Origin of the sequence: Leptothoe sp. LEGE 181152 (genome assembly GCF_032906605.1) — a bacterium.
In the GTDB taxonomy this organism is placed as follows: Bacteria; Cyanobacteriota; Cyanobacteriia; order Phormidesmidales; family Phormidesmidaceae; genus Leptothoe; species Leptothoe turfae.
In genome coordinates this window covers 105,847-129,776 of sequence record NZ_JASATU010000026.1, presented here as the reverse complement: position 1 = coordinate 129,776, position 23,930 = coordinate 105,847, and the positions used below count along the sequence as shown (strand labels likewise).

At 48.2% G+C, this 23,930-nt stretch carries 26 protein-coding genes and 2 pseudogenes; 11 read left to right on the top strand and 17 right to left on the bottom strand.

Translation table 11 applies throughout. The annotated features are described in order from the left end of the window. Window positions 1–103: 103 nt before the first annotated feature. A complete protein-coding gene (locus QGP82_RS15280; RefSeq protein WP_499060060.1) occupies window positions 104–544 on the bottom strand; it encodes a DUF7021 domain-containing protein in 441 nt (146 codons plus the stop codon). Between the two features lie 126 nt (window positions 545–670). Then, window positions 671–1,567, bottom strand: a complete 897-nt coding sequence (locus QGP82_RS15275) for a LysR family transcriptional regulator (RefSeq protein WP_499060058.1) — start codon at window positions 1,565–1,567, stop codon at window positions 671–673. A 484-nt stretch (window positions 1,568–2,051) separates the two neighbouring features. Here QGP82_RS15275 and QGP82_RS15270 point away from each other — a divergent pair, with 484 nt between their 5' ends. Further along, window positions 2,052–2,924 (top strand): NAD(P)-dependent oxidoreductase, encoded by an 873-nt coding sequence (locus QGP82_RS15270; protein WP_499060056.1) that lies wholly within the window; start codon window positions 2,052–2,054, stop codon window positions 2,922–2,924. 101 nt (window positions 2,925–3,025) lie between these two features. Here QGP82_RS15270 and QGP82_RS15265 read toward each other — a convergent pair whose 3' ends face one another. Together QGP82_RS15265 and QGP82_RS15260 are read right to left on the bottom strand one after the other, a co-directional pair. Continuing rightward, window positions 3,026–3,439: a hypothetical protein gene (locus QGP82_RS15265; protein WP_499060054.1), complete on the bottom strand. Its 414-nt coding sequence runs from the start codon at window positions 3,437–3,439 to the stop codon at window positions 3,026–3,028. Between the two features lie 237 nt (window positions 3,440–3,676). After that, window positions 3,677–4,204, bottom strand: coding sequence for a GNAT family N-acetyltransferase (locus QGP82_RS15260; protein WP_499060052.1), 528 nt, complete (start codon window positions 4,202–4,204; stop codon window positions 3,677–3,679). A gap of 328 nt (window positions 4,205–4,532) precedes the next feature. On the opposite strand from QGP82_RS15260, the gene QGP82_RS15255 reads away from it, so the two are divergent. Continuing rightward, window positions 4,533–5,420, top strand: coding sequence for an alpha/beta fold hydrolase (locus QGP82_RS15255; protein WP_499060051.1), 888 nt, complete (start codon window positions 4,533–4,535; stop codon window positions 5,418–5,420). 89 nt (window positions 5,421–5,509) lie between these two features. Here the strand turns inward: QGP82_RS15255 and QGP82_RS15250 are convergent, their stop codons facing one another. Next, complete coding sequence (locus tag QGP82_RS15250) at window positions 5,510–5,857, bottom strand: DOPA 4,5-dioxygenase family protein (protein ID WP_499060049.1); 348 nt, start codon at window positions 5,855–5,857, stop codon at window positions 5,510–5,512. 35 nt (window positions 5,858–5,892) lie between these two features. Then, window positions 5,893–6,789 carry an ABC transporter substrate-binding protein gene (locus tag QGP82_RS15245; RefSeq protein ID WP_499060047.1) on the bottom strand — a complete coding sequence of 299 codons (897 nt, stop codon included), beginning with the start codon at window positions 6,787–6,789 and terminating at the stop codon, window positions 5,893–5,895. Between the two features lie 347 nt (window positions 6,790–7,136). Here QGP82_RS15245 and QGP82_RS15240 point away from each other — a divergent pair, with 347 nt between their 5' ends. Together QGP82_RS15240 and QGP82_RS15235 are read left to right on the top strand one after the other, a co-directional pair. After that, window positions 7,137–7,733 carry a DUF6151 family protein gene (locus QGP82_RS15240; RefSeq protein ID WP_499060045.1) on the top strand — a complete coding sequence of 199 codons (597 nt, stop codon included), beginning with the start codon at window positions 7,137–7,139 and terminating at the stop codon, window positions 7,731–7,733. Window positions 7,734–8,018: 285 nt separating this feature from the next. Beyond that, entirely contained in the window at window positions 8,019–8,147 is a 129-nt protein-coding gene (locus tag QGP82_RS15235; protein WP_284681687.1) for a hypothetical protein, read from the top strand. Between the two features lie 79 nt (window positions 8,148–8,226). Here QGP82_RS15235 and QGP82_RS15230 read toward each other — a convergent pair whose 3' ends face one another. Next, entirely contained in the window at window positions 8,227–8,997 is a 771-nt protein-coding gene (locus tag QGP82_RS15230; RefSeq protein WP_499060043.1) for a CAP domain-containing protein, read from the bottom strand. 209 nt (window positions 8,998–9,206) lie between these two features. On the opposite strand from QGP82_RS15230, the gene msrA reads away from it, so the two are divergent. Further along, window positions 9,207–9,677, top strand: a complete 471-nt coding sequence (msrA, locus tag QGP82_RS15225; RefSeq protein ID WP_163671904.1) for a peptide-methionine (S)-S-oxide reductase MsrA — start codon at window positions 9,207–9,209, stop codon at window positions 9,675–9,677. A gap of 136 nt (window positions 9,678–9,813) precedes the next feature. Here the strand turns inward: msrA and QGP82_RS15220 are convergent, their stop codons facing one another. Then, window positions 9,814–10,137, bottom strand: a complete 324-nt coding sequence (locus tag QGP82_RS15220; protein ID WP_163661798.1) for a hypothetical protein — start codon at window positions 10,135–10,137, stop codon at window positions 9,814–9,816. A 184-nt stretch (window positions 10,138–10,321) separates the two neighbouring features. Here QGP82_RS15220 and QGP82_RS15215 point away from each other — a divergent pair, with 184 nt between their 5' ends. Next, the gene (locus QGP82_RS15215) at window positions 10,322–10,912 is read left to right on the top strand and encodes a hypothetical protein (RefSeq protein ID WP_163671491.1); all 591 of its coding nucleotides are present in this window, start codon (window positions 10,322–10,324) and stop codon (window positions 10,910–10,912) included. Between the two features lie 141 nt (window positions 10,913–11,053). Here QGP82_RS15215 and QGP82_RS15210 read toward each other — a convergent pair whose 3' ends face one another. The 6 genes from QGP82_RS15210 to QGP82_RS15185 all read right to left on the bottom strand — a co-directional run bounded on the left by QGP82_RS15210 (window position 11,054) and on the right by QGP82_RS15185 (window position 17,798). Further along, window positions 11,054–11,971, bottom strand: a complete 918-nt coding sequence (locus QGP82_RS15210; protein WP_499060040.1) for a bile acid:sodium symporter family protein — start codon at window positions 11,969–11,971, stop codon at window positions 11,054–11,056. Window positions 11,972–12,106: 135 nt separating this feature from the next. Next, window positions 12,107–12,793 (bottom strand): CpcT/CpeT family chromophore lyase, encoded by a 687-nt coding sequence (locus tag QGP82_RS15205; protein ID WP_499060038.1) that lies wholly within the window; start codon window positions 12,791–12,793, stop codon window positions 12,107–12,109. A 59-nt stretch (window positions 12,794–12,852) separates the two neighbouring features. Continuing rightward, window positions 12,853–13,062 carry a hypothetical protein gene (locus QGP82_RS15200; RefSeq protein WP_499060037.1) on the bottom strand — a complete coding sequence of 70 codons (210 nt, stop codon included), beginning with the start codon at window positions 13,060–13,062 and terminating at the stop codon, window positions 12,853–12,855. Window positions 13,063–13,163: 101 nt separating this feature from the next. Then, window positions 13,164–14,282 (bottom strand): class I SAM-dependent methyltransferase, encoded by a 1,119-nt coding sequence (locus tag QGP82_RS15195; protein ID WP_499060064.1) that lies wholly within the window; start codon window positions 14,280–14,282, stop codon window positions 13,164–13,166. A gap of 94 nt (window positions 14,283–14,376) precedes the next feature. Further along, window positions 14,377–14,652, bottom strand: coding sequence for a nickel-binding protein (locus tag QGP82_RS15190; RefSeq protein WP_163671495.1), 276 nt, complete (start codon window positions 14,650–14,652; stop codon window positions 14,377–14,379). A gap of 47 nt (window positions 14,653–14,699) precedes the next feature. Continuing rightward, window positions 14,700–17,798, bottom strand: coding sequence for an ATP-binding protein (locus tag QGP82_RS15185; protein WP_499060034.1), 3,099 nt, complete (start codon window positions 17,796–17,798; stop codon window positions 14,700–14,702). Window positions 17,799–17,979: 181 nt separating this feature from the next. On the opposite strand from QGP82_RS15185, the gene QGP82_RS15180 reads away from it, so the two are divergent. The 4 genes from QGP82_RS15180 to QGP82_RS15165 all read left to right on the top strand — a co-directional run bounded on the left by QGP82_RS15180 (window position 17,980) and on the right by QGP82_RS15165 (window position 21,612). Next, window positions 17,980–19,044 carry a class I SAM-dependent methyltransferase gene (locus QGP82_RS15180; RefSeq protein ID WP_499060032.1) on the top strand — a complete coding sequence of 355 codons (1,065 nt, stop codon included), beginning with the start codon at window positions 17,980–17,982 and terminating at the stop codon, window positions 19,042–19,044. Window positions 19,045–19,072: 28 nt separating this feature from the next. After that, the gene (locus QGP82_RS15175) at window positions 19,073–19,270 is read left to right on the top strand and encodes a hypothetical protein (protein ID WP_163671498.1); all 198 of its coding nucleotides are present in this window, start codon (window positions 19,073–19,075) and stop codon (window positions 19,268–19,270) included. 270 nt (window positions 19,271–19,540) lie between these two features. Beyond that, window positions 19,541–20,719 carry a MarR family transcriptional regulator gene (locus tag QGP82_RS15170; protein ID WP_163671499.1) on the top strand — a complete coding sequence of 393 codons (1,179 nt, stop codon included), beginning with the start codon at window positions 19,541–19,543 and terminating at the stop codon, window positions 20,717–20,719. A gap of 8 nt (window positions 20,720–20,727) precedes the next feature. Continuing rightward, complete coding sequence (locus QGP82_RS15165; RefSeq protein WP_163700403.1) at window positions 20,728–21,612, top strand: mechanosensitive ion channel family protein; 885 nt, start codon at window positions 20,728–20,730, stop codon at window positions 21,610–21,612. A gap of 71 nt (window positions 21,613–21,683) precedes the next feature. Here the strand turns inward: QGP82_RS15165 and QGP82_RS15160 are convergent. Both QGP82_RS15160 and QGP82_RS15155 read right to left on the bottom strand, forming a co-directional pair. Continuing rightward, window positions 21,684–22,075: pseudogene (locus QGP82_RS15160) on the bottom strand (transposase); the annotation flags it as partial. A 660-nt stretch (window positions 22,076–22,735) separates the two neighbouring features. Next, on the bottom strand, window positions 22,736–23,221 hold the full coding sequence (locus QGP82_RS15155; RefSeq protein WP_163670866.1) for a hypothetical protein: 486 nt from the start codon (window positions 23,219–23,221) through the stop codon (window positions 22,736–22,738). A 205-nt stretch (window positions 23,222–23,426) separates the two neighbouring features. Between QGP82_RS15155 and QGP82_RS15150 the strand changes: the two genes are divergently transcribed. Then, window positions 23,427–23,663, top strand: a complete 237-nt coding sequence (locus tag QGP82_RS15150) for a hypothetical protein (protein WP_006519698.1) — start codon at window positions 23,427–23,429, stop codon at window positions 23,661–23,663. A 111-nt stretch (window positions 23,664–23,774) separates the two neighbouring features. On the opposite strand, the pseudogene QGP82_RS15145 reads toward QGP82_RS15150, so the two are convergent. Continuing rightward, a pseudogene (locus QGP82_RS15145) lies at window positions 23,775–23,870 on the bottom strand (heavy metal-binding domain-containing protein); the annotation flags it as partial. Window positions 23,871–23,930 lie beyond the last annotated feature (60 nt).

Here is a 23,930-nt window from a genome sequence, read left to right as displayed (position 1 = left end):
ATCGTTGCAACCAACAAGTTCAGGCTTTGATGAGACTCGACCGAAACAAAATTGAGTATCATTTACGAGGGCTAAGAGCTATAGAAGCTGTCCTAGATACGCTTTAGCCGTTGTGTCTCCCTTTCAGGTCTTGATGTATTACTGGTTTCTGGAGTTCGGCCAAATGTGTGTGCAACTCGGAATCTGCCAGATCAACTTGGATGAATTCTTCAAGCTGCCCCTGGGGGCTACCAAGTACATTGTTCTCGGCGATGCGAGCCCTAATTCTGATTACCGTTTCTGCATCTATTAAATCTTGAAACGTCCGAAGTTCGGCATCGGTGACTCGACGGCGAAGCGTGAGGGACTCAGTTCGGACCGGGTCTGAGCCAACGCGCCACGCATCGAAGGTGAGTAGCAACGACCAAAGTTCTTGTCCACCGGATTTTCCAGCACCGACGCCATTAGAGCTGACAACGCCGGTCAACTCGCTAACGGGGCTAGCTGCGAGTTCATTGTAGAGTTGGTCTTCTCGGCGGTTTGCATCTGCGAAGATGTCATCCATATGTCTTTGTCACATAACGACTAAGATAAGTGGCGGTAGATGAACTCAGCAACCCTGCCGAGATTTTTCAACCGCCCGCTTCATCGACTGGTAGCTTGCGGCAAAGCCAACTATACAGCAGCGTCATTAACTCGAAATATAGTTCTTAAGGAAATCAATGAATACACGAACCTTGAGTGGAACATAGGCACGAGAAGGATAAACCAGCCAAGCTGCGGTGTTAAAATCTGTTGCCGTCACGTCGTACTTTGGAAATGCATTAACCAGCCTACCAGCCCGCAGGTCTTCGTCGATCAACCAGTTGGGCAGTAGCGCTAAACCCATTCCTGCGATCGCACAGTGCTGAAGCGCGATCGCACTTGAAATCACCGTCCGTCCAGAGACAGAAACCTCGCTCAATGCCCCCTTGCGATCTTTGAAAATCCACTTTGATCGAAATCCTGCAAGTGGGAACAGCAAGCAGTTATGGTGTTCTATATCCATCGGTTTCTTGGCTTTTCCGAAGCGCTTGAGATACGCTGGGCTCGCACAGACTGAATAATGAGTTTGCATCAGTCGTTGAGCAATCAGGGTCGAATCGGCGAGTAATCCGAGACGAACGGCCACATCAATCCTTTCGGCAAACAAATCGACCACTGCATCGGTCAGTAATAAATCGACCGTGAGATCGGGATATAGCGCGTCAAATTGCGGCAGTAACGGCACAATGCATTTGTGTCCAAAGGAGACAGAAGCCGTGACTCTAAGGGTTCCCTTCGGCTGCTCAGAAATGTCTGTGGTTACGTCGATTGCTTGCTGAATTCCCTCAACCAGCGGCTCGATGCGCTCAAAATAAGTTGTCCCTGCTTCTGTGGGGGAGAGTTGACGGGTCGTGCGTTGGAATAGTCTAATTCCTAATTCTTCCTCCAAACCTGCGATCGCCCGTGAAACGGAAGACGGATTAAGATTGCGATCACGGGCAACCGCAGCAAAACTGCCCTGCCTCATCACCTCCACAAAAAGCTGTAACACCGATACATCCATTGGGAAATCCGGGCACCCATCTGCTCCAGCGATCGCTTGCTAGAGATAATCTTATCCGAACAGACGGCTATTTATGCAGAATGTGCACGAAAGTCGTTCATAAGCTGGTGTTTATTGCTTTGTTTGTAGTTGATAGTATGCAGTCATGGTTTGATTCGAGCCACACACAACCCTCACTAGTCCGAGAGCGACCCTATTATGAAACTCCAAAACAACAACAGTACTGGTAACTGGCGCAAATCGTGGCATTGGTTCCGCATTCGTTAACGCGCTGTTGCAAGCGGAGGTCAAAAACTTCTATGCAACTGCCCGTGATGTCAAAGGAAGTAAATCGAATGCCTGTCACAATGATTACAGTTGCGAACTTCGCTGAATATGACCGAACCTATCCTCCTCACTGGCGACGGGGCTAACGGCGGTTCAGGGCTAGCTAGCCCTCGCTAAAAGTATCAAATCATAAAATTATTGAAGGAGGTAATTAACCATGAACCAGAAGAAGATTGCGGTTTTAGGATCTGGTGCAATGGGCTCTCGTCTCGTGCAAAACTTGCTCAAGGCTCAATATCAAGTGGTGGTCTACAACAGAACGGCAGATAAGGTCAAGCCCCTCCTAGAAAAAGGCGCTGTTTATGCGGCAACCCCTAGGGAAGCCGCCGAGCAGGCCGATATCGTGATGAGTATGGTCACAGATAATGATGTGTCACGAAGAATCTGGCTTGATCCGGAAACAGGTGCCATGTTAAGGCTTGGCAAAGGGAAAATTGCGATCGAATCCAGTACTTTGACCGTGGATTGGACAAAAGAATTGGCAACAGCACTCTCAAGTCGTGGGGTCGCCTTTCTCGATGCTCCCGTAGTTGGCTCTCGTCCCCAAGCCGAAGCTAGCAAACTGATTTATCTAGTGGGAGGTGAGGCAGAAATCTTGACACAAGCTCAATCGGTTCTGTCGGCTGCTGGGGCAGCAACCATTTACCATATCGGTTCAATCGGTCAGGGAATGGCGATGAAACTGGCAGTCAATGCTCTATTTGGGATTCAGGTAGCGGCGTTAGCAGAATTGATCGGGATGCTGACAAAGACTGGTATTACTGGCAAAAAAGCGATGGAATATCTGGGTGAGCTGCCGATTATCAGTCCAGCCGCCAAACTGGCTGGAAACCTCATGTTGACCCAGAATCATGCGCCCCTGTTTCCGATTGGGCTAGTCGAGAAAGACTTTCGCTATGTGATTCAAACAGCGCAAGCCCTAGAAGCTTTAACGCCGACCTCCAACACTATTCACGATATTTATCAGGATGCGATCTCGTCTGGGCATGGCAACGACAACATCACAGGGATTATTCAACTTTTCCTCTAATGAAACTTGCAATGTCAACGGAGAAAATCCAGATGACCGCCAAAACTGAAAATAAAGCTAGCTAACGGTGAAGTTGAGCAGCATGGTGCTAAGTGCAACAGTCAGTTTGATAACACGTCAAAAGACTGCATAGATTTTACCTTGACTTTTGAGGCAAGACCTTCAACTTTCCATTGCAACTCGGCACAAAACTCTTTAACTTTATTCACTCTCTGGGTTGGAGAAACTGCTCTTAGATCTTCGATACCTGAGATTAGTTGATTTTTAATTGCAACCAAAACAGATAGATCACACCAATACATTTCTGAAGATGGATTACCCCTGTCATGTCGTTTTCCTTCTGGTCCCACATAAACTAATTCAAGACACAAGAAATCCGGATAGTTTTGACGAAGCCAAGACAAATGATCATGCCCCTCTTCAATATCTTTTTTATAGTAAGTTGGGTCTGATTTTTTACGTGTCTTCAATTCAAAAGCGAGACATTTTTTAGAAGTTTCATCGATCCAGAACACATCAGGTCCTGTTCCATCATCATTATCTATTCTAGTGGAAGCCAGACCTAAGCATTCGCCTAGAGCACGAACAGCTTCTTCTTGCTGCGGGACAGATGCGTCTGGGGCATCAAGCCATATTACAGAAGTACGAAGAAGTACGAAGAAGTACGAAGACGTTGAATAGTCTTTTGGTATCTTTCTGGCGAACTACGTCCAAAAATTAAATCAATCCCTTCTTTTAGTTCAATCTTGCCTTTAACTTTTAGAGTTATTAAAACTGAAAATAGAACCTCTCCAATCTCTGCATCCATCAGCCATTTCTTGAAAGATTCCTGCCGAGTAGTCGCTGATAGTATTTCTCCAGAAAACGACTGCTTCGCTATGACCGGGTAGTTGGCGTACTTCCCATACCCCAGGATGTTGCTCAAAGATATGTATGGCTAGTGTCTTTCCAATTCCCTGACGACGGTAGCGCTTCATCACAAAGAACTCGGCTATGCTGTACTGACTTTTAGGCAAATAGTTATGAGTGTTTACCAGTACAAAACCAACAAACTTACCTGTAAACCTGGCGAGGTAGGGATATCGTCTATCTTCAACCCAATAGTAATCCAAATAGGTATAACCAAATTCACCATGAACATTCAAATCAGCATTAGAAAATGGAGAGATATCATGCTGATAAAGCTCTAGCATACGTTTCAGAATAGGTTTATCTTGTTTCGATGCCTTAAAAATTTCAAGCTCCATAAGTGGTAATTCTTGCCAGGTATTTAAAGCCACCGCGTAACGCTAGCGGCATAACTACTATGAGTTATCCAGACAGCTGCAGCAAGTTTTCAGTATGGGGCACTTACCAGATCGCAATACATGCATGTTAGCCCAATAACAATTTGGCACAATCAATACAGTCAATCTTGATAACGGGGATAGCGATCGCACATTTCACCACACAGCCACAGCCTGCGCTCAAGCAACCAGGTCTTGCTCAAAATCACCCAGACCACCCCCACTACTGGAGCCCCCCTCTAGCAAGAACCGCTTTATGATGAAGAAGGACTCTGTGCCGTCAACGCAGCTCGTTTTCATTTCTTCTCCTAACAAAGCATCTATGACCGCTCAATTAACCACCGCTCTCGAAAAGCAATATTGGACCTGGCGGGGGCACCGCATTTGTCACACCGTTCAGGGGGCTGGATTACCAATTGTGCTAGTCCATGGCTTTGGCGCATCGATCGGGCATTGGCGCAAAAATATCCCTGTCTTGGCTGCAGCTGGCTATCAGGTGCATGCTCTGGATCTCTTAGGCTTTGGTGCATCGGATAAACCGGCCCTCGACTACTCTCTAGAAATTTGGGAATCGTTGCTGCAGGACTATTGGCAAGAGCACATTGGGCGACCGGCTGTCTTTATTGGTAACTCCATTGGTGGCCTCATTACCCTGATGATGCTGGCTAATGCGCCAGACATGGCCCAAGGGGGAGTACTCCTCAACTGCGCCGGGGGCCTTAACCATCGTCCGGATGAACTGAATTTTCCCCTGCGAGTCGTGATGGGGACATTTACACAGCTCGTTAGTTCTGATCTGTTTGGTCCCTTTATTTTTAATGAAGTGCGGCGTAAGTTTCGGATTCGGGGTTCCTTAAAGCAGGTTTATCGCAATCGAGACGCCATTACAGACGAACTGGTCGATATGTTACATCGCCCTGCCTGTGACCCAGGAGCCCAAAAAGTGTTTGCCTCTGTTGTGACCGCCCCTGCTGGCCCAAAACCCGAAGATCTGTTACCTAAAATTCAGCAGCCCCTCTTGGTGCTTTGGGGAGAAAATGATCCCTGGACTCCGATTCAAGGAGCAGCCGTATATCAGACCCTAAGTGAGTCCCCCAGCGCCCAGCCACCAACGACGTTCCAGGCCATCCCTCAGACTGGCCATTGTCCCCATGATGAACGCCCAGAGGTGGTCAATGAATCAATTTTGAACTGGCTGCATGGGCTTTGATTGGTTACGTTAGGGGGCGGTTTTTCCTCCCTAAGGCACAATGGCCAGAGTGAGTTTCCATCGCTTAAAGAGCTTTGTTTAAGCCCATGCTAATCCCCGAAGATCAATAGATTTAGTGGCACAGGCTTTCCGAGCCAGGAAGCATGTTCAGTATGATCTTGAAGATCGTTTCCTGTCAGCCCATGGACAAGCACCGTTAAGTCTCCTCGGTTGTTTTCCAGCCATGGGATCAATTGATCAAATTGGGCTTTATCAAATGCCAGTTGACAGCTCCGGCAAGGGTGCGGTCCAATGGGCTTTTGATGGACTCGGCCTACTTTCACTGCAAACAGTTTTCCAGCCTTCTGACATAGTGAGGAGGCTGCTGCCACAGAACTGCCATCGAAATAAACGTGGGCGTGGTATTGGTCGTAAATGTTGGTGGGTCGTTTTATCATCAGTGAGCCGGTTTCTGAATAAAAAATAAAAACATCTAAAGTGCCAGTGCGTTAGTCCAATAGTCGTTAGCTGACAAGCATTGGGGAATCTGTCCGGTATTGTGCATCCAGGCTTGTAGACGATCGTAGTAATCCGCACTCATGGAAAAGTCGTGGGTAAAACAAGAGATTGTTGCATCGTAGATGGCTTGCCCGGTCTGATTGCCTGCATAGGCTCCGGTACGCTGGTCGTAAATGGCTTGGGCCGCTTGAGGATGCTGGTGAATAAAGTCAATCCCCCGTCGTAATACCTTCAAAAATACCTGCAAGTCTTGTCGCCGCTGTTGCAACAATTCGGGCGTTGCAATCAGAATAAGCTGGCAAAAATCAGGAACGCCCCAATCTTTGAGTGCAAAAAACTGAGCATCATAACCGCTCTGTCGAGCTTCGATCACTTCAAAGTTGTAGAACACCAGCGTTGCCAGATCGGCCTTGTCCTCAACCAGTGCATCGGTATGCAAAAAGCCATTATCGACAGAGGTGATGGCATCTTCAGTAAAGTCACCGCCATCGGCCTCAATCATGGTTTTAGCGATGGCCCGCCCTAACGCAGACGGTGCACCGGGGTACTGTATGCGCTTGCCCACCATATCTTTCGGTCGCTCGATACCGTGTCCTGTAAAGTACATGACGCCACCGTTGGTATGCAAAAAGCGAGCCCAACCGACCACGGCATGGCCCTTACCTCGGTCTTCCACCAGATGAACCGGCTCTGTAACCGCGATATCGAGGGTGCCAGCTTGCAGTTCTGCGATCGCATCCACATGCTCTGAGGGTTCAACCAGTTCTAAGTCCAAACCAACGTCCGCAAACCATCCTTGCTCAAGACCTACTAATAGAGGCACATGATCTGGATTTAAAAACCACTCTAAGCCCAAACGTAATTTAGACATCAGCCACCAACAATCAACTTCAGATCATTATTCATCTAAAATTTGCTTACAGCAAAACATTGCTAAAAAAAGCCGAGTAGTCTATCAAGGTCTAAATTGTGAGTAGGACTGACACGGGCAGGGTGAGACGCAGAGATCGGTTAGTGCTCAAGCTCTCCCCGTCTCCGTGTCTCCCTAGGGATAGTTTGTAGCCTATCTTCCTGATTGGGCTGGATAGACTGAACGTTTGCAATATAGCAACTCTTTGTAGGGAGATAGATGGAAAAGGTAGATCGTGGATCTAATAATAGATAAACAGCAGTTAGACAGCAAAAGCAATTAAGTTCTGTTTATTGGGGAAATGAGACATGAGCCATCCAATACAGTGTCAATGTGGTTGCCTTAAAGGTACTGTTGATGATGTCACCCATGCGAATCGGGTCATCTGCTATTGCCAGGATTGTCAGGCATTTGCTCACTTTCTAGGCAAAGGGAGTGAAATCCTTGATCGTCATGGTGGGACAGACATTGTTCAGACGCTGCCAAAAAATATTTCCTTTACTCAAGGAACTGAAGTATTAGCATGTGTGCGACTTACTGAAACTGGTTTACTGCGCTGGTATACGACTTGCTGTAATACACCGATCGGAAATACTTTACCAATCTATAAAATGTCTTTCATTGGCCTTGTCCATAACTGTTTAGAGTCGTCCGAGATCACACTGGATAATGCCTTTGGGGCTACATGCATACCTGTTAATACAACATATTCAAAAGGAGAAATAAAATCGAACCCAGTAGACCTCATCGTTACAATCATCCGTAATGTAACTAGAATTTTGAGGGCACGTATTGATGGAAGTTATAAACAGACGCCCTTCTTCTTGGTAGACTCTGGAATTCCTATCGTTAGCCCCAAAATACTGAGCTGCCAAGAATACGAGGACATTATGAGTGCTGTTTAGCAACCGCGCTGCGCCGGAACAAGGATGATAGTCCAAAGAACAGACGCAAATACCTGACAAAGCTATTCTGATGGTCACCCTCACCTGATGTGATCGGACCGAGCAAGATACGGTCGAACGGATCGGCGTGCAGTAGCCTTGGATTTTGCCAGCTACCTAAATCGAACCATTCATCATCAGACTTATTCCTGGGAAGTATCAAAAAACTCCAGCTGGGGCTACTTTAAAGCATTATCATCCGCTACACTCCTCTTGCACTAAGGTACGGACTCGGGGGAGCGGCACTTGGTTAAGCAGGCATCTTACCGCCATTTTTGGGGTGATGTATCTCAGGGTGCTATAGCAGAAACTGTTAGCGGTCTGACGTTTTATCAATCAGGGCAAGAACTCTTTGATCCCAAGGTTGAAGAGTAAACATAATTAAAAATGAACAATCCTGTAGGGGCACTCCCTTGTGGATACCCTTCTTTAAAGTTTAAATGATGGAAGTCCTTTAAACTTTCTTTCTAGAACAGCTGAACCCTAAGGCCGCAAATAGAACTCCTAAACCCAGGGTAGGCTCCATAGTGCTCACGGGCTGATGGTGATGGCTACGCGATAATGGAGCAACATCAGCCACAATTACATTGTTTAGAACAGCTGTATAGTTGCTAGCGATATTGTCACCAATGCTGCAGTCACCCTCATCAGGAATGTAGGCACGCTCATCATGACTGGCAAGGCTATCAGCGTGACCAAAGTTTTGTACCCAATAATTGCCATAGGTAGAACGACTGTCAAAATGCAAACCAAAACCAATGTCGGTATAGGTTGTATTGAGCAAATTCTCTTTATGGCCAGGGCTATTGAACCAGGCTGTTACCACCGAGGCAGCTGAATCGTGGCCAGCTGCAATATTTTCACCAGCGGTACTGTAATCATAGTTGACTCTCGTAATCCGATCCGCAAGGGTTGAACCATTGGAACTTCTATGGCTAAAATAATTTTCAGTCGCCATATTTTGGGCATGGGCTTGCGCCGCTCTGCCTAGCCGATAAGAAAAACTCAGTGGCCTTGCTCCATTTTGTTGACGAATAGTATTGGTTTCGGTCAGCAGGTCGGCAAACAGTTCTGCCAAAATAGTTGTACAACTATTTTCGATGGCAGAGGGTGGTTCTGTTGTGCCGCTGCTAGCCTTGTCTTCGTTGCCGCCGCCACCGCCACAGCCTGTGAGTATGATGCCGATTGCTAAAACTAGTGTGCTGGCCTGTGAATTAAGCCCCATGGGTGCTCTGTAAGAACGATTTGAATTAACTTGCTTTTGAGATAGAGCCCCACGGACAGTAGCATCTCGAAGTTGAACAGATGCCAAGACAATCCTGTGAACACAGTTTGAACAATTACCTTGGTTTCATCGACCGTTACACTACTAGATAGGTGAGTCAGCTTTACTCGACTTATCTCAGTGAAAATAATGTGTCGGAGATTACTGAAATGGTTGCAGTGGCAACATTTGGAGCCGGTTGTTTTTGGGGAGTGGAACGGGCATTTCGCTCACTGTCAGGGGTAACCAAAACGTCCGTGGGTTACATGGGGGGACATTTTGAAAACCCATGTTACTTGGACGTACTCTCTCGCATTACTGGCCATGCTGAAGTGGCTCAAATAGAATACGATTCGGCCATAATTAGCTATGAAGCACTATTAGTAACTTTTTGGAAAATCCACGATCCGACGAGTCTTAATCGTCAAGGTGCTGATCGTGGAGAACAATATCGTTCAGTAATTTTTTATCACACCGAAGAACAACAACAGCTAGCCCACCAATCTAAGCGAACTGTTGCGAGTCAATATAGTAAACCAATAGTGACTGAAATTGTTGCGGCGACTGCCTATTGGTTAGCCACTGAAGAACATCAACAATATTTTGATAAAAAAAGCAACAAACAACAGTGGCAGAAGTGATAGAAGTGTTAGGAGTTGCAGACGTATTAGGCATAAAAATAGCCCTGCTAGCTCAAAAACTAGCAGGGCTATTACTTTTTGAGCATTAATACAGATAACCCATGGTCTGAGTCACTGTATCTAGATGTTACTGGACTTATTTTGTACGCTCATCAAGCTGATCAAGGCGCTCTGCTTGAATATCTTTAACGCTCTTGGACTGGTTGTCCAAGTGCTCAAGACGCTGCTCATGAAGCTTGTTACCGCCTGCAACATCCTTTAGTTGATCATCAGACAATTGCTCGTCAGTAACGTTCTTGTTCTGCTCTTCCATGGAAGTTACCTCAATGTAGAAACAACGGAAGTCCTGTTCAATCGTCAAATGCACAATGCAGGACTTTCCAATAATATCGAGCATGTCAAAAAATGGAAGAGGTTTTGGTGACTTCTCATGAACTTTTAATGATCCGTTGGCTTTCAACGAGTTTTCTGAGGATTTATTAAGAGATAAAAAGCCAATTGTCAGAGATTCTACGTAAATGCATCTCGAATACTTAAAATCTCCTGAGTATCTCCAAAAAAGCTAAACTTTTTGCTATAAGGGCATAGGTAATAGGTGAATTTTACTGGATTATCAACCTTCATTATTAGAGGCCAGATTTCGGATGGGCGACAGTAGTATTTTTCGTCAAGAAGCTTTGGAGCGTTTATCGTCGCCAGAGCAGCTTGATCAGCTTATGCAAATCGTTTCTCCGCGCAGTTGGCTGCCTCTAGCGACGATTGGTGGGCTGCTGGGGGCTACTATTGTTTGGGCCTGTGAGGGTCGGATCCCAGTAACTACAAGCAGCCATGCCATTTTGGCCTATGCTGAGGGGGAGTCTGGTGAGCTGGTGGGTGTGGCTCATTTTCCCAGTGGGGAGCTGGCTCAGATTGAGCGCGGTATGGACGTACTGCTGATCCCGGATGTGGAAGGTAATAAGCAAGCGGCTGGTGGCATTGAGGGTAAAGTCAGTGAAGTATCACTACCGATGGTAATGACCCTGGATGGGGTACGTGAATTAGAAGATCCAACGGCTCCTGCAACGATTGAGGTGTTGATAGAACTGACACCTGATCCTGATACGAGTAGTGGTTATAAGTGGTCGGCGAGCAGTCTCAATATGATTCCTTTGGCCGGTATGCATGCAACGGCCAGGGTAACTCTCGATCAGAAGGCCCCCCTCTGGTTTGTATTGCCTTTTTTACATCAGTCGTAGGAGTAACAGTCCCCTTAGTGATGGGCTAGATTCTGATCCCTGAACACGTTCAGCTGAGGCAAAGTCAGCAAAACCAGCTTTCGTGCTGCCAATGCTCTTGCCAATGCTCTATGTATATCCGGTGGCCGTAGATGGACAGCTTCATAGACGACTTTCGCTACTCTCTGGCGTCTGTTGTTGTGAACTGGCAGGCACCGCTTTCTTGTAGCGGATTAGCCAGGCAAAACCTGCACTGGTGGCAAACATGATTAGGGCATAGATGGCGGCGGGAATTGCCATGCTGGGGGTATTTAAAAAGGTGGGTGCACTGGCAATGGCGATGGCTAGGGTGCCATTCTGAATACCCACTTCAACGGTGATGGCTTTTGTTCTGCGGGCGTCGAGCTTGGCGAGGGTTGCGATCGCAAATCCCAATCCCATGGTCAGCACATTTAAAGCCAGCGTGACTCCACCCACCTGGACAAAAAAGCTGGCGACATTGGCCCGTTCTTTGGCCAGCAGACCAACAATAATTAGCGCCAAGAAAAACAACGACAGCCACTTAACCCACTTTTCCACCTTGGCGGCAAACCTGGGGATGTAGTGATGAAGCGCCATGCCGATGGAAACAGGAATGAGGGTAATGACGGCAATTTGAATAACCGTTGTTAAAAAAGAAAGTTGTATAGCTCCTGCCTCCCCCATAAACTGTTGCATGGCAAAGTTAACCACGAGGGGGATAGTAACGATTGTAATCAGGCTGCTAATAGCTGTCAGGGTGATGGAAAGTGCAACATTTCCCTGCACCAGGTAGGTCACCATGTTGGATGTGGGACCGCCTGGACATGCGGCTAAAATCATCACACCAACGGCCAACTCCGGTGAGAGTGGGAAAAGGCTAGCTAACAAAAAGCCAACCACTGGCAGCATAATTAGCTGAGCAACCAGTCCAAGAATGACAGCTTTAGGTTCGGTCAGAATCCTTTGGAAATCGCGAGTTGTCAGGCTCAGCCCCATGCCTAACATGATGATAAATAGGGCTAGCGGTAGAAAAACTGCGGTTAAAAAGCTTGATTCCATGAATGTCTTCTCTAAAGCTGCAGCAGGCTGGTACGGGGCAGGTGTTTGGAGACTAAGGCGAGTTTTGAATTTTGAATTTTAAGTTGAGCTCGCAACTTGAAATTGCAGAAACGGAGAATTTGCTGACGCTTAGTCCTATGGTCGTTTGTAACCAGCGGTTGCTAGTAATCCTACCGCGATAACGCCAACGATCAATGTCGGTTCAGGTGTGCTCACGCGATTAAAGGTGATAGGAGTGCCAATGGCTCCGCCGTTGGGTAAGAGAAATGTATCGGTGGAGTCAACGGTATTGGCGGCGATGGTCACTGTTGAAACTACGGTGCTGCCGGGCACTGGGAAGCTGGTGGGACAGCCCGTTGGGACATTGGTGCCAAAAAACTCGTCTTCTCTGTAGGTTAATGTCAGGTCACAGCTGGGTGTGAGGAGATCGCTCAGGTCTAAAATGGCCGTTGCTTGGTCACAGGTGCCTAGGGCAGTGCCGAGATTGCGATAGCTAAATATGCTCAGGTCAACACCTGTGGTTCCAGGGCTAAATCCATAGGCTCGGGTGCGGAGTAACCCACCTGTGTCACCCCAAAATTGTTCTAAATGGACATATTGCGAGGTCGTTGTGCTGCTGGTCGGTACGGCACAGTTTTCCATGGTCAGCAGTGGCACGGCAGGGTCACTGTTAACCTGTGCCTGGTTGGTAAAGAAACCCGTGAACCAGTTCACTGCCTGCTGCACCTGTTCGGTTGGTGTCAGGGTGGCAGCCAGTGTTGGAGCACTGATTATGGTGGAAATTAGGGCTGCACTAACCCCTGTTTGCAAAAGTCGCATCATAAGTTTGATAGGGATGACTGCAGGTGTTACGCTGCTGAATTAATCTAATTGCAAGGCTTTTAGGGAAAAATCTGATGAATAATTTCTGAGAAATCATCCGTATCCGATTGTGGTGTGTTTAACTGTTGTTCGTTCTGAATAACAGGGTCTGATGCATACACGTTTGACTGGGTTAACTTAGCCGCTATCACCATTAGGCCCAGACCAAGGCCTACAATCAGCAGCTGTTTACGGTGGAAAATCATAATGGAAGAGAGAAAATTTTTCATGTGGCCAGACTTAAAGAAACAGGGGCTAATCAATCAATTTCACTGGTTTTTAGGTGATCATCATTGCTGTGGTGAGTGCTTTAGCGCCCATGCACCTGGCACTATTGAGAGAGCCTGCGGGCGAGATAATAGGTGTTCTGGAAGTCGTTTTCCAGCTGTTGTACTTCGATGTTGCTAAAGCCCGCAGTCTGAAGCATTTCCAGGGCCAGTTCTTGACCCCACATGGCTCCCAGACCCGGACCGCCTGCTGCTAGGGAAACGGCAGTGCAATGATTACAGGAAATGCTATACAACAATGGTCCTACAGGATGATTTAGATTATCCTCTAGGTTGCTAGATGCTTGAATCTCCTGCATGAGATAGAGCCCTTCTGGTCGCAGGGCTCGGTAGATATTTTGTAAGACGATACCTGGCTGTGCCTGATCGTGAATGGCATCAAATGAGAGTGCCAGGTCATACTGATTTTCTTCCACAATCAAGGCTGCATCTTGTACCTGAAATGTCACATTTTGTAGTCCCAGCCGTTGTGATTCGGCCTTGGCCCAGGTAATGACGTCGCTAGATAGGTCATAGCCGACAAAGCGACTGTTGGGGAACCAGCTGGCCAGGGTGTGTAATATACGTCCCTGTCCACAGCCGATATCAACGACAGAGATGCCTTCAGCCAGTTGTTCCTTTAAGCCAAGGACCAGGGGTAAAACTTGGGTTTCAAGGGCGGTGATGACAGTTTGCGCACTTTCTTCTGCCATCACCGTATGGAAACGCTGATAGGCCGCATAGGGAACGCCACCACCCTGGTGGAAACAATCGACAATGGCATCTTCGACACCCCCAATGAGGGGAATAAACTGCATGGTGGTGGCCATGTTGTTAGGGCTGGCGCTTCGGGTGAGCCAGGCGGCATGTTCAGCCGGTAGCCGGTAGGTTTTGTTGCCACTGTAGTAAATGACAATGTGGCCAGTGACCATGGCCCCTAACCATTCGCGAACATAGCGTTCAGTCAGTTTGGCCGCATCGGCAATTTGTTGACTGGTGGCAGGCGGCAGTTCAGCTAGCGTGTCCAATAGCCCGGTGCGATGGCCAATGGATAGCATATGGGCCAGGGCACCACTGTTGAGGATGTTGAGCAAGTTTTCGGCAAAATCTGCAGACTTGTCGGTGTCAAACGGTGGAGTATTACCTTCAATGGTCAGTGAGGTTAGGGAGTCTATCGTTGTCATCATGGGCTCCAAAAAGAGTTGGAATTTTCATGATTCAAGAATAGAAATTGCTGCGTTCCCTAACCGTCTTTTGGGCGTTCCCTGGGTGTAGGCCCTATGATTTCTCGATACTTGCCGGTAACTCATCCACTAAATCGGCTGACCAAATGGTGTCATAGGGGACATTGCCTCGTTGATAAGCAGCCCGGACTGTGTCAGCATCAGCCGCGTCAAGCTCACAGATGCTGCGTTTGCGATCGCGCGATAAATAGGTGCGTTTCCAGATGACATTACGCTCTGTCATGCAGGGGGCTGACCGCTCCACTAGCTCATCCCACAGTGCCTGGTCAATGGGGGGATCGTACGTAGTTTCGACAACAATAAGGGCCATGGTGATGTCATCCGTAAACAAAGAAATTGCGTTATGGGGATACTATCTCAGTCTTCGATTCGTTTTTCCCCTTGCTTCACAGTCTGTTTAGCTTCGGCGATTAACAGCTGAGCCCGACTACTTAAGTTAGTAGCAGGCAATGCCTGTAACAATTGCCAATGGTGATGCCGCGTTGTGTGATCGTCTAGCAGACTAGCACTGAGAACACACAGGGCATTTGCCACAGCCATATCGTTGGGATGCTCAACAATGTTAGCCGCTTGGCTAGCTATGCTTGCATAGGTGAGAGCGATGACCCCGTCCTCTTGCCGGAGGGCAATCTCAGCAGCATGGCTGGCGATAAAAACTCGTTTCCGTTGAGCATCCAGCTGATCAAGTTGGCTCAATGTCTCCGTCAGAGCTGTTTGACCTGTCTGGTCTGGGTTGTTGCCATAGGCGTATAGGGCAATTAAGGCGTCTGCAAAGGTGGCATTACTCCCCTGGGGCAGGTTAGGCGCTAACTCCAGTAGGGCTTTTGCATAGCCAGGGTCAGGCTGTTGACGGTCCCAACTGTTCATGGCCAGATTGGCGAGACTATGGCTTTCATTTAGCTGATCGCGCTGATTGGGTGTGTGACTTTGAGCTACTTGCAGGGCGGTTGTTAGCTGCTGCTGAGCTAGGTCATAGTCGCCACGGTAACGATAAATGCAGCCTAGTCCTAAATGAATGTCGCTGATGGATGCACCCAGCGGGTTGGCCAGAGATTGGGCTTCCAATAAAATGGCTTCAGCCCGATCCATATCCCGTTCAATTTCAGCTAAACAGCAGCCATTCGCGGCTAGATTTTCTGCCTGTAGCCGGGGAATTGGAGGCATAACCTCTATGGCTTCTAAACATTGTTGATGCACATCGGTCAAGTTCTCTTGGGTGTACTTTAAGAAAGCAAGGGCCTGTCGCGCAGCGGCTTCTGCTTCTGGCAGATTTAGACCCACCAAATCCGCTAACTGTTGCTGGATTTGAGCTTCTACAGTGGTGGCGTCTGATGTGGATACACCGGCTAAAACTCTTGTGCGCAGGAGTTGGGTGGAGTAGAAGATGCGATCGCAACTGGGCAAGTAATGGCTATGTTCTAACCCCCGATTTACCAGCTGCATCACATCTGTATAGGCAAACAGTCGTAAACTGCGGCTGGCAGCGGTGACACAGGACTTAGCCGCCAAGGCATGGTTACCCGCCAAACCCGCATGGTAGGCCACCTGGCTGGCTAAATCATCCTCCACCATTTGGGATTCCAGGATTTTAGCCAGTTGACCATGGATAATGCGACGGCGGGGCAACGACAGCTGATTGTAGGCTGCCTGGCGCACCAAATCATGAACAAAATCATAGTTACCCTGTTCATCAAAGCTGGCTGAGGCCCCTGGGTTAACGGGCTGCACAATCTGTTGGTGTTCCAATTGTTCCATGGCCAACAGAAACTGCATGGGTGGGTAGCTGGCCGCCAGGGCCAAAATCTCTGGATTAAAGCGTCGTCCTAACGCTGCGGCCCAAGGAATCAAGTCTCTTGCGGCTCCATCCAGTCGCTGCAAACGATCGTCAATTAATCCCTGTAGATCACTGGTCTCTCCAGTATTGGCCCGTGCGACTTCTAAGGCAAATAAAGGATTACCACCGCTGTCGCTGTAGATTTGTTGAGAGATTTTTTGAGTATCTAGTGGTTTGGCTCCATCTTCGGAGTTGAGCAGCGGTGTGACGAGTGCCCCTATTGCCTTAGCCGACAGGGGAGGAACGGCTATCTCCTGTAGTCGTTTAGCCCGCCGTAGGGACTTGATTAAGGTGAGAACGGCTGAATTTTCTTGCAGTTCTTGTTGTCGAGCGGCACAGGCAATGCGCAATGGCCCTTGCCCCATTAGACGAAAGATATAGTGTAGCAGCGCCGTTGACGCGTCATCTAACCAGTGAATATCATCAAATAAAAGCAATAGAGGCTGTTCAGGACTGGCTATAGCCCTCAAGCTCTGCACCATAGCGTCCAACAGCTGTCCCCGATTTTGTAAATTGTTTGAGGTATCCCCTAGCTGGGGAAAGGACTCAGAGAGATGGGCGGTACGCAGTAAATCTATCCACACGCCGTAGGAACGCAGCTGCTCTGCTGCAAAGGCACTTCCCCAGCAAGTATGCCAGCTGTCTTGAGCCGCACTCTTCGCTAAGGCTTCCAGCAGTCGAGTTTTGCCAATGCCAGGCTCTCCGGTTAGTAATAATAAAGGTGCAGGCTTGTCCAAGGTCGATAACAGCCATTGCTCTAAGCTGCCAAACAACTGCTCACGTCCAACTAAGGTGCTCGTAGCATTGGGGGTAGCCAGAGACAATGGTATAGCTGAAGCAGGCTGTGCAGATTGAAGAGCTTCTGTTGTTGTCTTAACAGCACTTTCCTCTGCTAACAATAGCTGCTGATAAATGTTCGCTGTTGTAGGGCTGGGAGGTACCCCTAATTCCGTTTGCAGGGTAGTCATGCACTGGTGGTACAACTGCAAGGCGGTGGAGCGGTCTCCTATTTTCCCATAAAGGGCCATCAACGTCTGATAAGCACTTTCTTCGAGAGGTTCAGCCTTTAACCACTGCTGTCCCGTTGCGATCGCTTTGGTTATTTCACCCAGGGCCTGTAGCTGTCGAGTCAGCTGAGCCAAGGCCTGGCCATAGCTTTTTCTGAGATGTTCTTGCTCGCTATAAATCCAGTCAGCATCACAGTCTGGCCACAGATCCCCTTGATAGACTTTGATGGCAGTTTCAAGAAAACCAACAGCGGCAGCTCCGTCTGCCTCCGCTGCTGAGGCTAGGGCAGTTTCAAAAATATCAAGATCCACTTCACAGGGAATCTGTGGCTGCCAGTGTAGTGTGGATTTGGTGATAGTGATGAGCTGCTCGATGGCAGGACAGGTGTGCCTTAGATAGTGCAGTTCTTTTCTTAGATTCGTGCGGTCTTGAGTGTCGGCGGAATCTGGCCATAGCTGCCCGGCAATACGTTGGCGAGACTGGGGGGCATGGCGATGCAAAATTAGATAGGCGAGCAGGTGTTGTGATCGCGATCGCAACTCTACACTGCCTGCTCCTGCTTGGACAATGTGAAAGCTGCCCAGCAAAGACACCTTTAGGAACTGCTTGCCCACAGTCAACACCCGCACCTTATAACAGCTGCAATCGTCCTTGCAGTCCATTGTAATTTGTTTGAGTGAACCTCATATAACCTCAGTTGAGGATTCTACATTTGGGTGGGAACGGTGTGGGAACGGAGGTAGAACGTTGGGTTGATTAGGGTTAGACCATCACCTGCAATGTGGAGAACTGACCATGACGACATCCGCTGACTTGACTGAAGTGTTTGCTGAGCGCTTGCTAGATATCCTAAACAATGGCGCGTTGGCACTGATGACCTCCATTGGCCACCGTACTGGGCTATTTGACACGCTAGCTGAACTGCCGCCTGCCACCAGCCAGCAGATTGCTGATGCTGCCGGACTTAATGAGCGCTATGTGCGTGAATGGCTGGGGGCAATGGTGACGGGCCGATTCATCACCTATGACACGGAACAGGATACCTATTTCCTACCCCGTGAGTATGCGGCTGTGCTCACCCGTGCGGCTAGCCCTGACAACATTGCCGCCTTTGCTCAATATATCCCTCTGTTAGGGACTGTGGAGGATCCGATTATTGACTGTTTTTATGACGGGGGGGGTGTGCCCTACGCTCAATTTAAGCGATTCCATCCGGTGATGGCGGAAGATAGCGGTCAAACAACGGTGTCAGCTTTAACAGAATATGTGTTGCCTTTAGTACCAGGGCTGATGGATGACCTAAAACAAGGCATACAAGTATTGGATTTGGGCTGTGGTAGCGGTCGTGCCCTCAACACAATGGCAAAACTATTTCCGAATAGCCGATTTCGGGGCATTGATTTATCTGAATCGGCCATTACCACAGCCCGTGAAGAGAGCCAGTATCGCCCTTTATCTAATATTCAGTTTGAAGTACAAGATGCCACGTTCTTTGATGCACCTGAGCAGTATGACTTGATTACTACGTTTGATGCGATTCACGATCAGGCCCATCCCGATATTGTTCTCAAGAATATTTATCGTGCATTGCGACCCGACGGTATTTATCTGATGCAAGATATTCGAGCTACCACCAACGTAGCAGGCAATATGGATCACCCAGCAGCGCCCTTTCTTTATACCGTTTCTTGTATGCACTGTATGACGGTATCTCTGGCCCAGGGCGGCATGGGCTTAGGTGCGATGTGGGGAGAAGAAAAAGCGCTGTCTATGCTAAAAGATGCTGGCTTTACCCAAGTCACGATTAAGCAGCTAGACCATGATTTTCAAAATAACTATTACATCGTTCAGAAAGATTAAGCAGTTGTAATTAAGGAGTGAACTGGAGATGTGCACTATCTGTAATATTGTTCAACACTATCAAAAGCGACGTGTTGTAAATATTCTGTCCACAACACAAGAGCTGCCTCGAACTGTTTTGTTAAATCCGTCTTTGTCAGATATGATTCAGCCCAGGCTGGCGATCGATGACTCTCAGCTGAAGCCCACAGTGGGTGCAAAACCCACCGCACCCACCGCTAATTGAGGGCCGTTTGCTATAGGTGTAAGACTTCTCAAAGCGTAGCGAAAACTTGGTTGTGAAGCTCTAGAAATAGGGCTTTCACCAATCTCTTAACCCCTTTAGCAATTTTGATCCAATTAGCCCTCTTTTGAAACTTCAACTACATCTCTCAAATTAAAGTGGTTTTGCCACAACAGGCTTCCAAAACGAAAAACGGAGAACGAAAAACGAAGAACCAGTATTCGAGAGGGATCAAAGAACGGTACTATTGGTACCAGTTCTTATAAGGTAACCGTGGTGAGGAAACAATTTTCCTCTTTACTAAAAACGATTCCAGCTCGGTTTTCTCATTCTGCCAGCTCTGAGCCGACCGAAGAACTGGTGAATGCGCCGCCGGGGGTGCTCAACAGTGTGAACGAACAGGTGGCTCAGCTACCGACACCTCAACCCTACCAAGCCGCTATTCAGGCATCCTTAACTAAAGCATTGCAGGACTGGCAGGCAAATCCTGAGGTTGAGAATAATACGCTGGTGGTGCTAGGTCGTCCGGTGGAAGAGATTGGACCGATCCTTAAAGCCAGTGTCCATCAGGATTTACCTGACTGTGAAGTGCGTTTTTTCTTAGGGGGATATCATCGGCCACCCGATCCGCTGACGGTGCCTCAACACCTTAAGCGGGAGTTAGAGCCTGATGATGAGGTGCCCAGTGAAATTGCCACGCCGGTTACCCAGACAGATCTCGATCGCCATGTGCCCAACATCATGGTGGTGTCTAGTTTAGAGCCCTGTTTTCTGCGCTGCATTGAAGGGTGGGAGGGCATTGAATATTTGCAAACCCTGAGTGCCCAGGACACTTCTCGCTTTTGGGTATTTGGCTGTAATCACTGGTCTTGGAGCTTTTTAGAACGGGTTTGTCAGATCAGTGCCTATTTTGAACAGACGATTTCATTGCCAAAACTGTCTGGGGCAGAGCTAAAAACCTGGCTGGCTCCGTTACTTGAAACCAACTTAGAGACCCAAGCAACGGGTCCCATGGTGCAGTTTTCGGAAGCAAATGATAGCTATTGGGATAGCCTGGCCAGCACGGCAGACGGTATCGCTAGTACAGCGGCTCAGCTGTGGCTCAAGTCGTTGCAAATTAAGGCTGATGTGTTAACAGATGAAGGCGCGATCGCAAATGAAACCGCCTTAATTGAACTGTTGCCCACTAAACCAACGCTACCGGGGCTGATGACCCTGGAAGCAATGGATCGCTATTTGCTGCATTCATTATTGATTCATCGAGAAATGACGCGATCTCACCTAGCCATTAGCCTGGGCGAAGCCGAACGCAATATCCGCTCCCGATTGCAGGTGCTACGGCGCGAAGGCATTATCCGTCAGCGCGGTCGTCGGTTGATTGTCCATCCGGCCCATTATCCCAAGCTCTACAAAGAACTTGGCAATAACAACTTTTTAATTGGAAAAGCTTAGGGGGAGCCATGGTTAAGGGAGTGAAGATTGCGATCGCGACCACCATAGCGTTGCTGGCTCTGACAAGTCTTGCCACAGCTCAGGACCTCACTACATCGGCAGATGTCCTCGATATCTTTAAGCGACCCAACACATCAGAGATTCTGCAGGGCAGTTTTGCCGTGTTAGCGGCCTATGGTTTGCTATTCCTGATTCGGGTTGGCACTGACATCCTTTCAGAGCAAGTACCGCGTCGCTTCAGGCTAATTATCAAGCAGTCAGTCCCTTTTCTGAAGGGTATCGTCTTGATTGTTACCATTGCCTATTTGTTGCCCCTATTCCTAAATCTAACCGGCTCGAATCTGCTTGCCTTGACAGGCACCATTGCCGTTGCCCTAGGCTTTGCCTTTAAAGACTATGCCAGTTCCATCATTGCTGGTGTAGTCAACCTGTTTGAAGGCCCCTTTCGTATGGGCGATCGCATCCAAATTGGCGACCATTATGGCGAAGTGATTGACTATGGCCTGCGGGGTGTGCGGCTACAAACCCCTGACGACAACGCCGTTACCATTCCCCACAATGTTACCTGGACCAATCCCATTTCCAATGCCAACAGCGGTCAACTCGAAGCCCAGGTGATGACTGAGTTTTACTTTGCCCACGAAGCCAATACGGAACTGGCCGTCGAAATTTTGTACCAGGCCGCCTATAGCAGTCGCTATACCCAGCTTAAGCTGCCGGTCATGGTGGTGGTGTCAGAAGAAACCTGGGCAACCCACCTCAAGCTGAGATCCTATCCCATGGATGCACGGGATGAATATGTCTATAAGACCGATCTGATTTTGCGCATCAAAAAAGCCTGCGCCCGGCATCAGTTGCCCTATCCGAGGACGCTAGGTGAAGAAGAAATGTAGGCTCAATATGCGTTTTAAGGAGTGAGCTGAGTACGGTAGCTACATAATAGACTGGCTAATAATGCTTTTCCTCATCGTCGGGCATTATGCATAAACTCAAAGAAACCCAGATACACGGGAAGATGTCCTTGTGAAATCCCTCGGTGAGGCCGTAACCAGGAGCGTAGCAGTGACCAGACGCCCTCAATGGTATTGACATGGACCTCATCAAACTCGATGTCTCCCGAAAGAGTGACTACAGGGGCCTTATCAACAACCGCTTGACGGAGTTTATGCGTCATTTTTTGCACATCATTTTGTTCAAATTTAGCTCTTTAGCAATCTGTTGATTGGAGAGGTTAAGCCCCATTAGATATAAGCAGACAACCCAGACTCGAAGCGGCTGATGACGCCCTGAAAAGATGCTTTTCGTCAGGTCATCAAAATCTCTCTCACAGTCATGACAATGATAACGATGACGCTCAGGATATTTCTTAACCCAGGTACAGAGCTATTTCGCCATTTAGTCTATCCCTTCAGGCCACAGACCTCCCTGAATTCCATATTGAGCCTTATTTTTATTGTGTCTTGGTGCGTTCTAATAGTTGCTTGGCTTTTTACGGTCTTGCCTGAACTTGTAAACCCAGCCTGATCAGAGCAGCATTAACTGCCCGATCACTAGCTTCTTGGTTCAGGAGAATACCTTAGGTCATGCTCGTGCGCTCAAAGTGTTGAACGATTCAGGCCACTCTAAGGTGGTTGTGCTTGGCTGCAATATCTATGCCCAGGGCTACGAGCTAATGAGTTGACGAGGGACTAGAGTGCGGAGAAAGTTGAAAGATGTAGGAAATGAAGATGAGAGCAGGACAGTTGCCCCTGTCCTGACTCTCTAGGCAATCCTTCACGTACAAAAGGATTGCCTAGAGAAAACTACACTCAAGACGCCCTTGACAGTTAGGGAAGCGAACCCATTGTAGAGGTAACCCCTGGTGCATAGCCATGGTAACGCATCAGTAATGTTACGGTTGCGTGTGACATCAGTGTAATATCGGCATTGTCACGCACCCGTAACGATGCAGTCACAGGGACAGACGTCCTCCATGAAACTCATCGCAGATGAAATACTACCTGGGGGTGGGTGAATCTACCCCGCCCCTTCATTTTCAATGTCATTAAGGCTAGTCCCCGCAGGGAGCCAAAATTCCACGCCTATGTTGCGATGTCCTCGCTCTCTCACGACTGAGCCAAATGAGCGAGTTACGCCATCAACATCAGCCCAGTAACGTACAACAGTGCCCATAGGAGCCTCATTGCTAAACCGGACAATGCCATAAGCTTCGCCGGTTTCCCGATTAATCCGTTGCACCTGAAAGGTAGCTATTGGCTCAGTGGGAACCGGTGCTACAATCACCCGTTCCCCTCGTTGAGGTGGGGGAGCTGTTGGCGTTGCAGGTGCATTTGTAGTACTTCCATCCCCACACATATGACTCAGATCGATCCGTCCTTCCGCAGTCTCCATGTAGCAGGAAAGTGCCTGCCCTGAGATTGTGACCGAAGAAGCAAGGGCAATTGATAGGGGGATGATGATCTTAAGCATGGCATTAATGCGGAACTGTATTACAGTCTGCATTACTGTGCTTGTACTATGCCCGTGTTTCAGAACAAAACATTCGACTCTTTATAAGGAAAGCTGAGAACCTTCAATCTTTAAATAAGATTGGCGGGACTATTTCCGATGCCACCCATGCCGAGCGTTGCAGATCTGCCCTAACCCTCGCCCCGGATAATGCGTTGGGGGCGGCGTAGATCTGGGCATTGTTCATTCATAAGGACCAATGGCAAAAGGCAGACCCGGAGGCAACCCCAACATTACAGAATATGGGTTTAAGCAAAAATATGAGTGGTCAGAGCCATGCACAGAAAAGATGACGATTCGAATGCCGCCCAGCATGAAACAGGCAATCAAAGACGGTAGAATAAAGAACTGGCAAGAAATAGCAAGGCAAGCAATTGCTGAGGACTTAGGCTGGCTTGATAGCGAGGCCAATGAAACCCCTGCGGATAGCGACTGAAGTGACAGTTTTTAGTTTTAGCGCTTGTGGGGCTGTGACAATTAAGTCAAATTTAGTTCAATCCTGGACCCCAAGCCCTGAAAGTTATGCAAATCAGGCTTCTTAGACACAGAGCATATTACTACCATAAATCACCTCAGCGGTGACGATTCCCAAATACTGTTTAATATTTTTCCCTTGAAGTGTATCGGTAGTTGCTAAAATCATTGACTATCCCATTAGCAGCACCGTCATATTAAGACACAAACTCTGGGTAGCGTTCTGCCA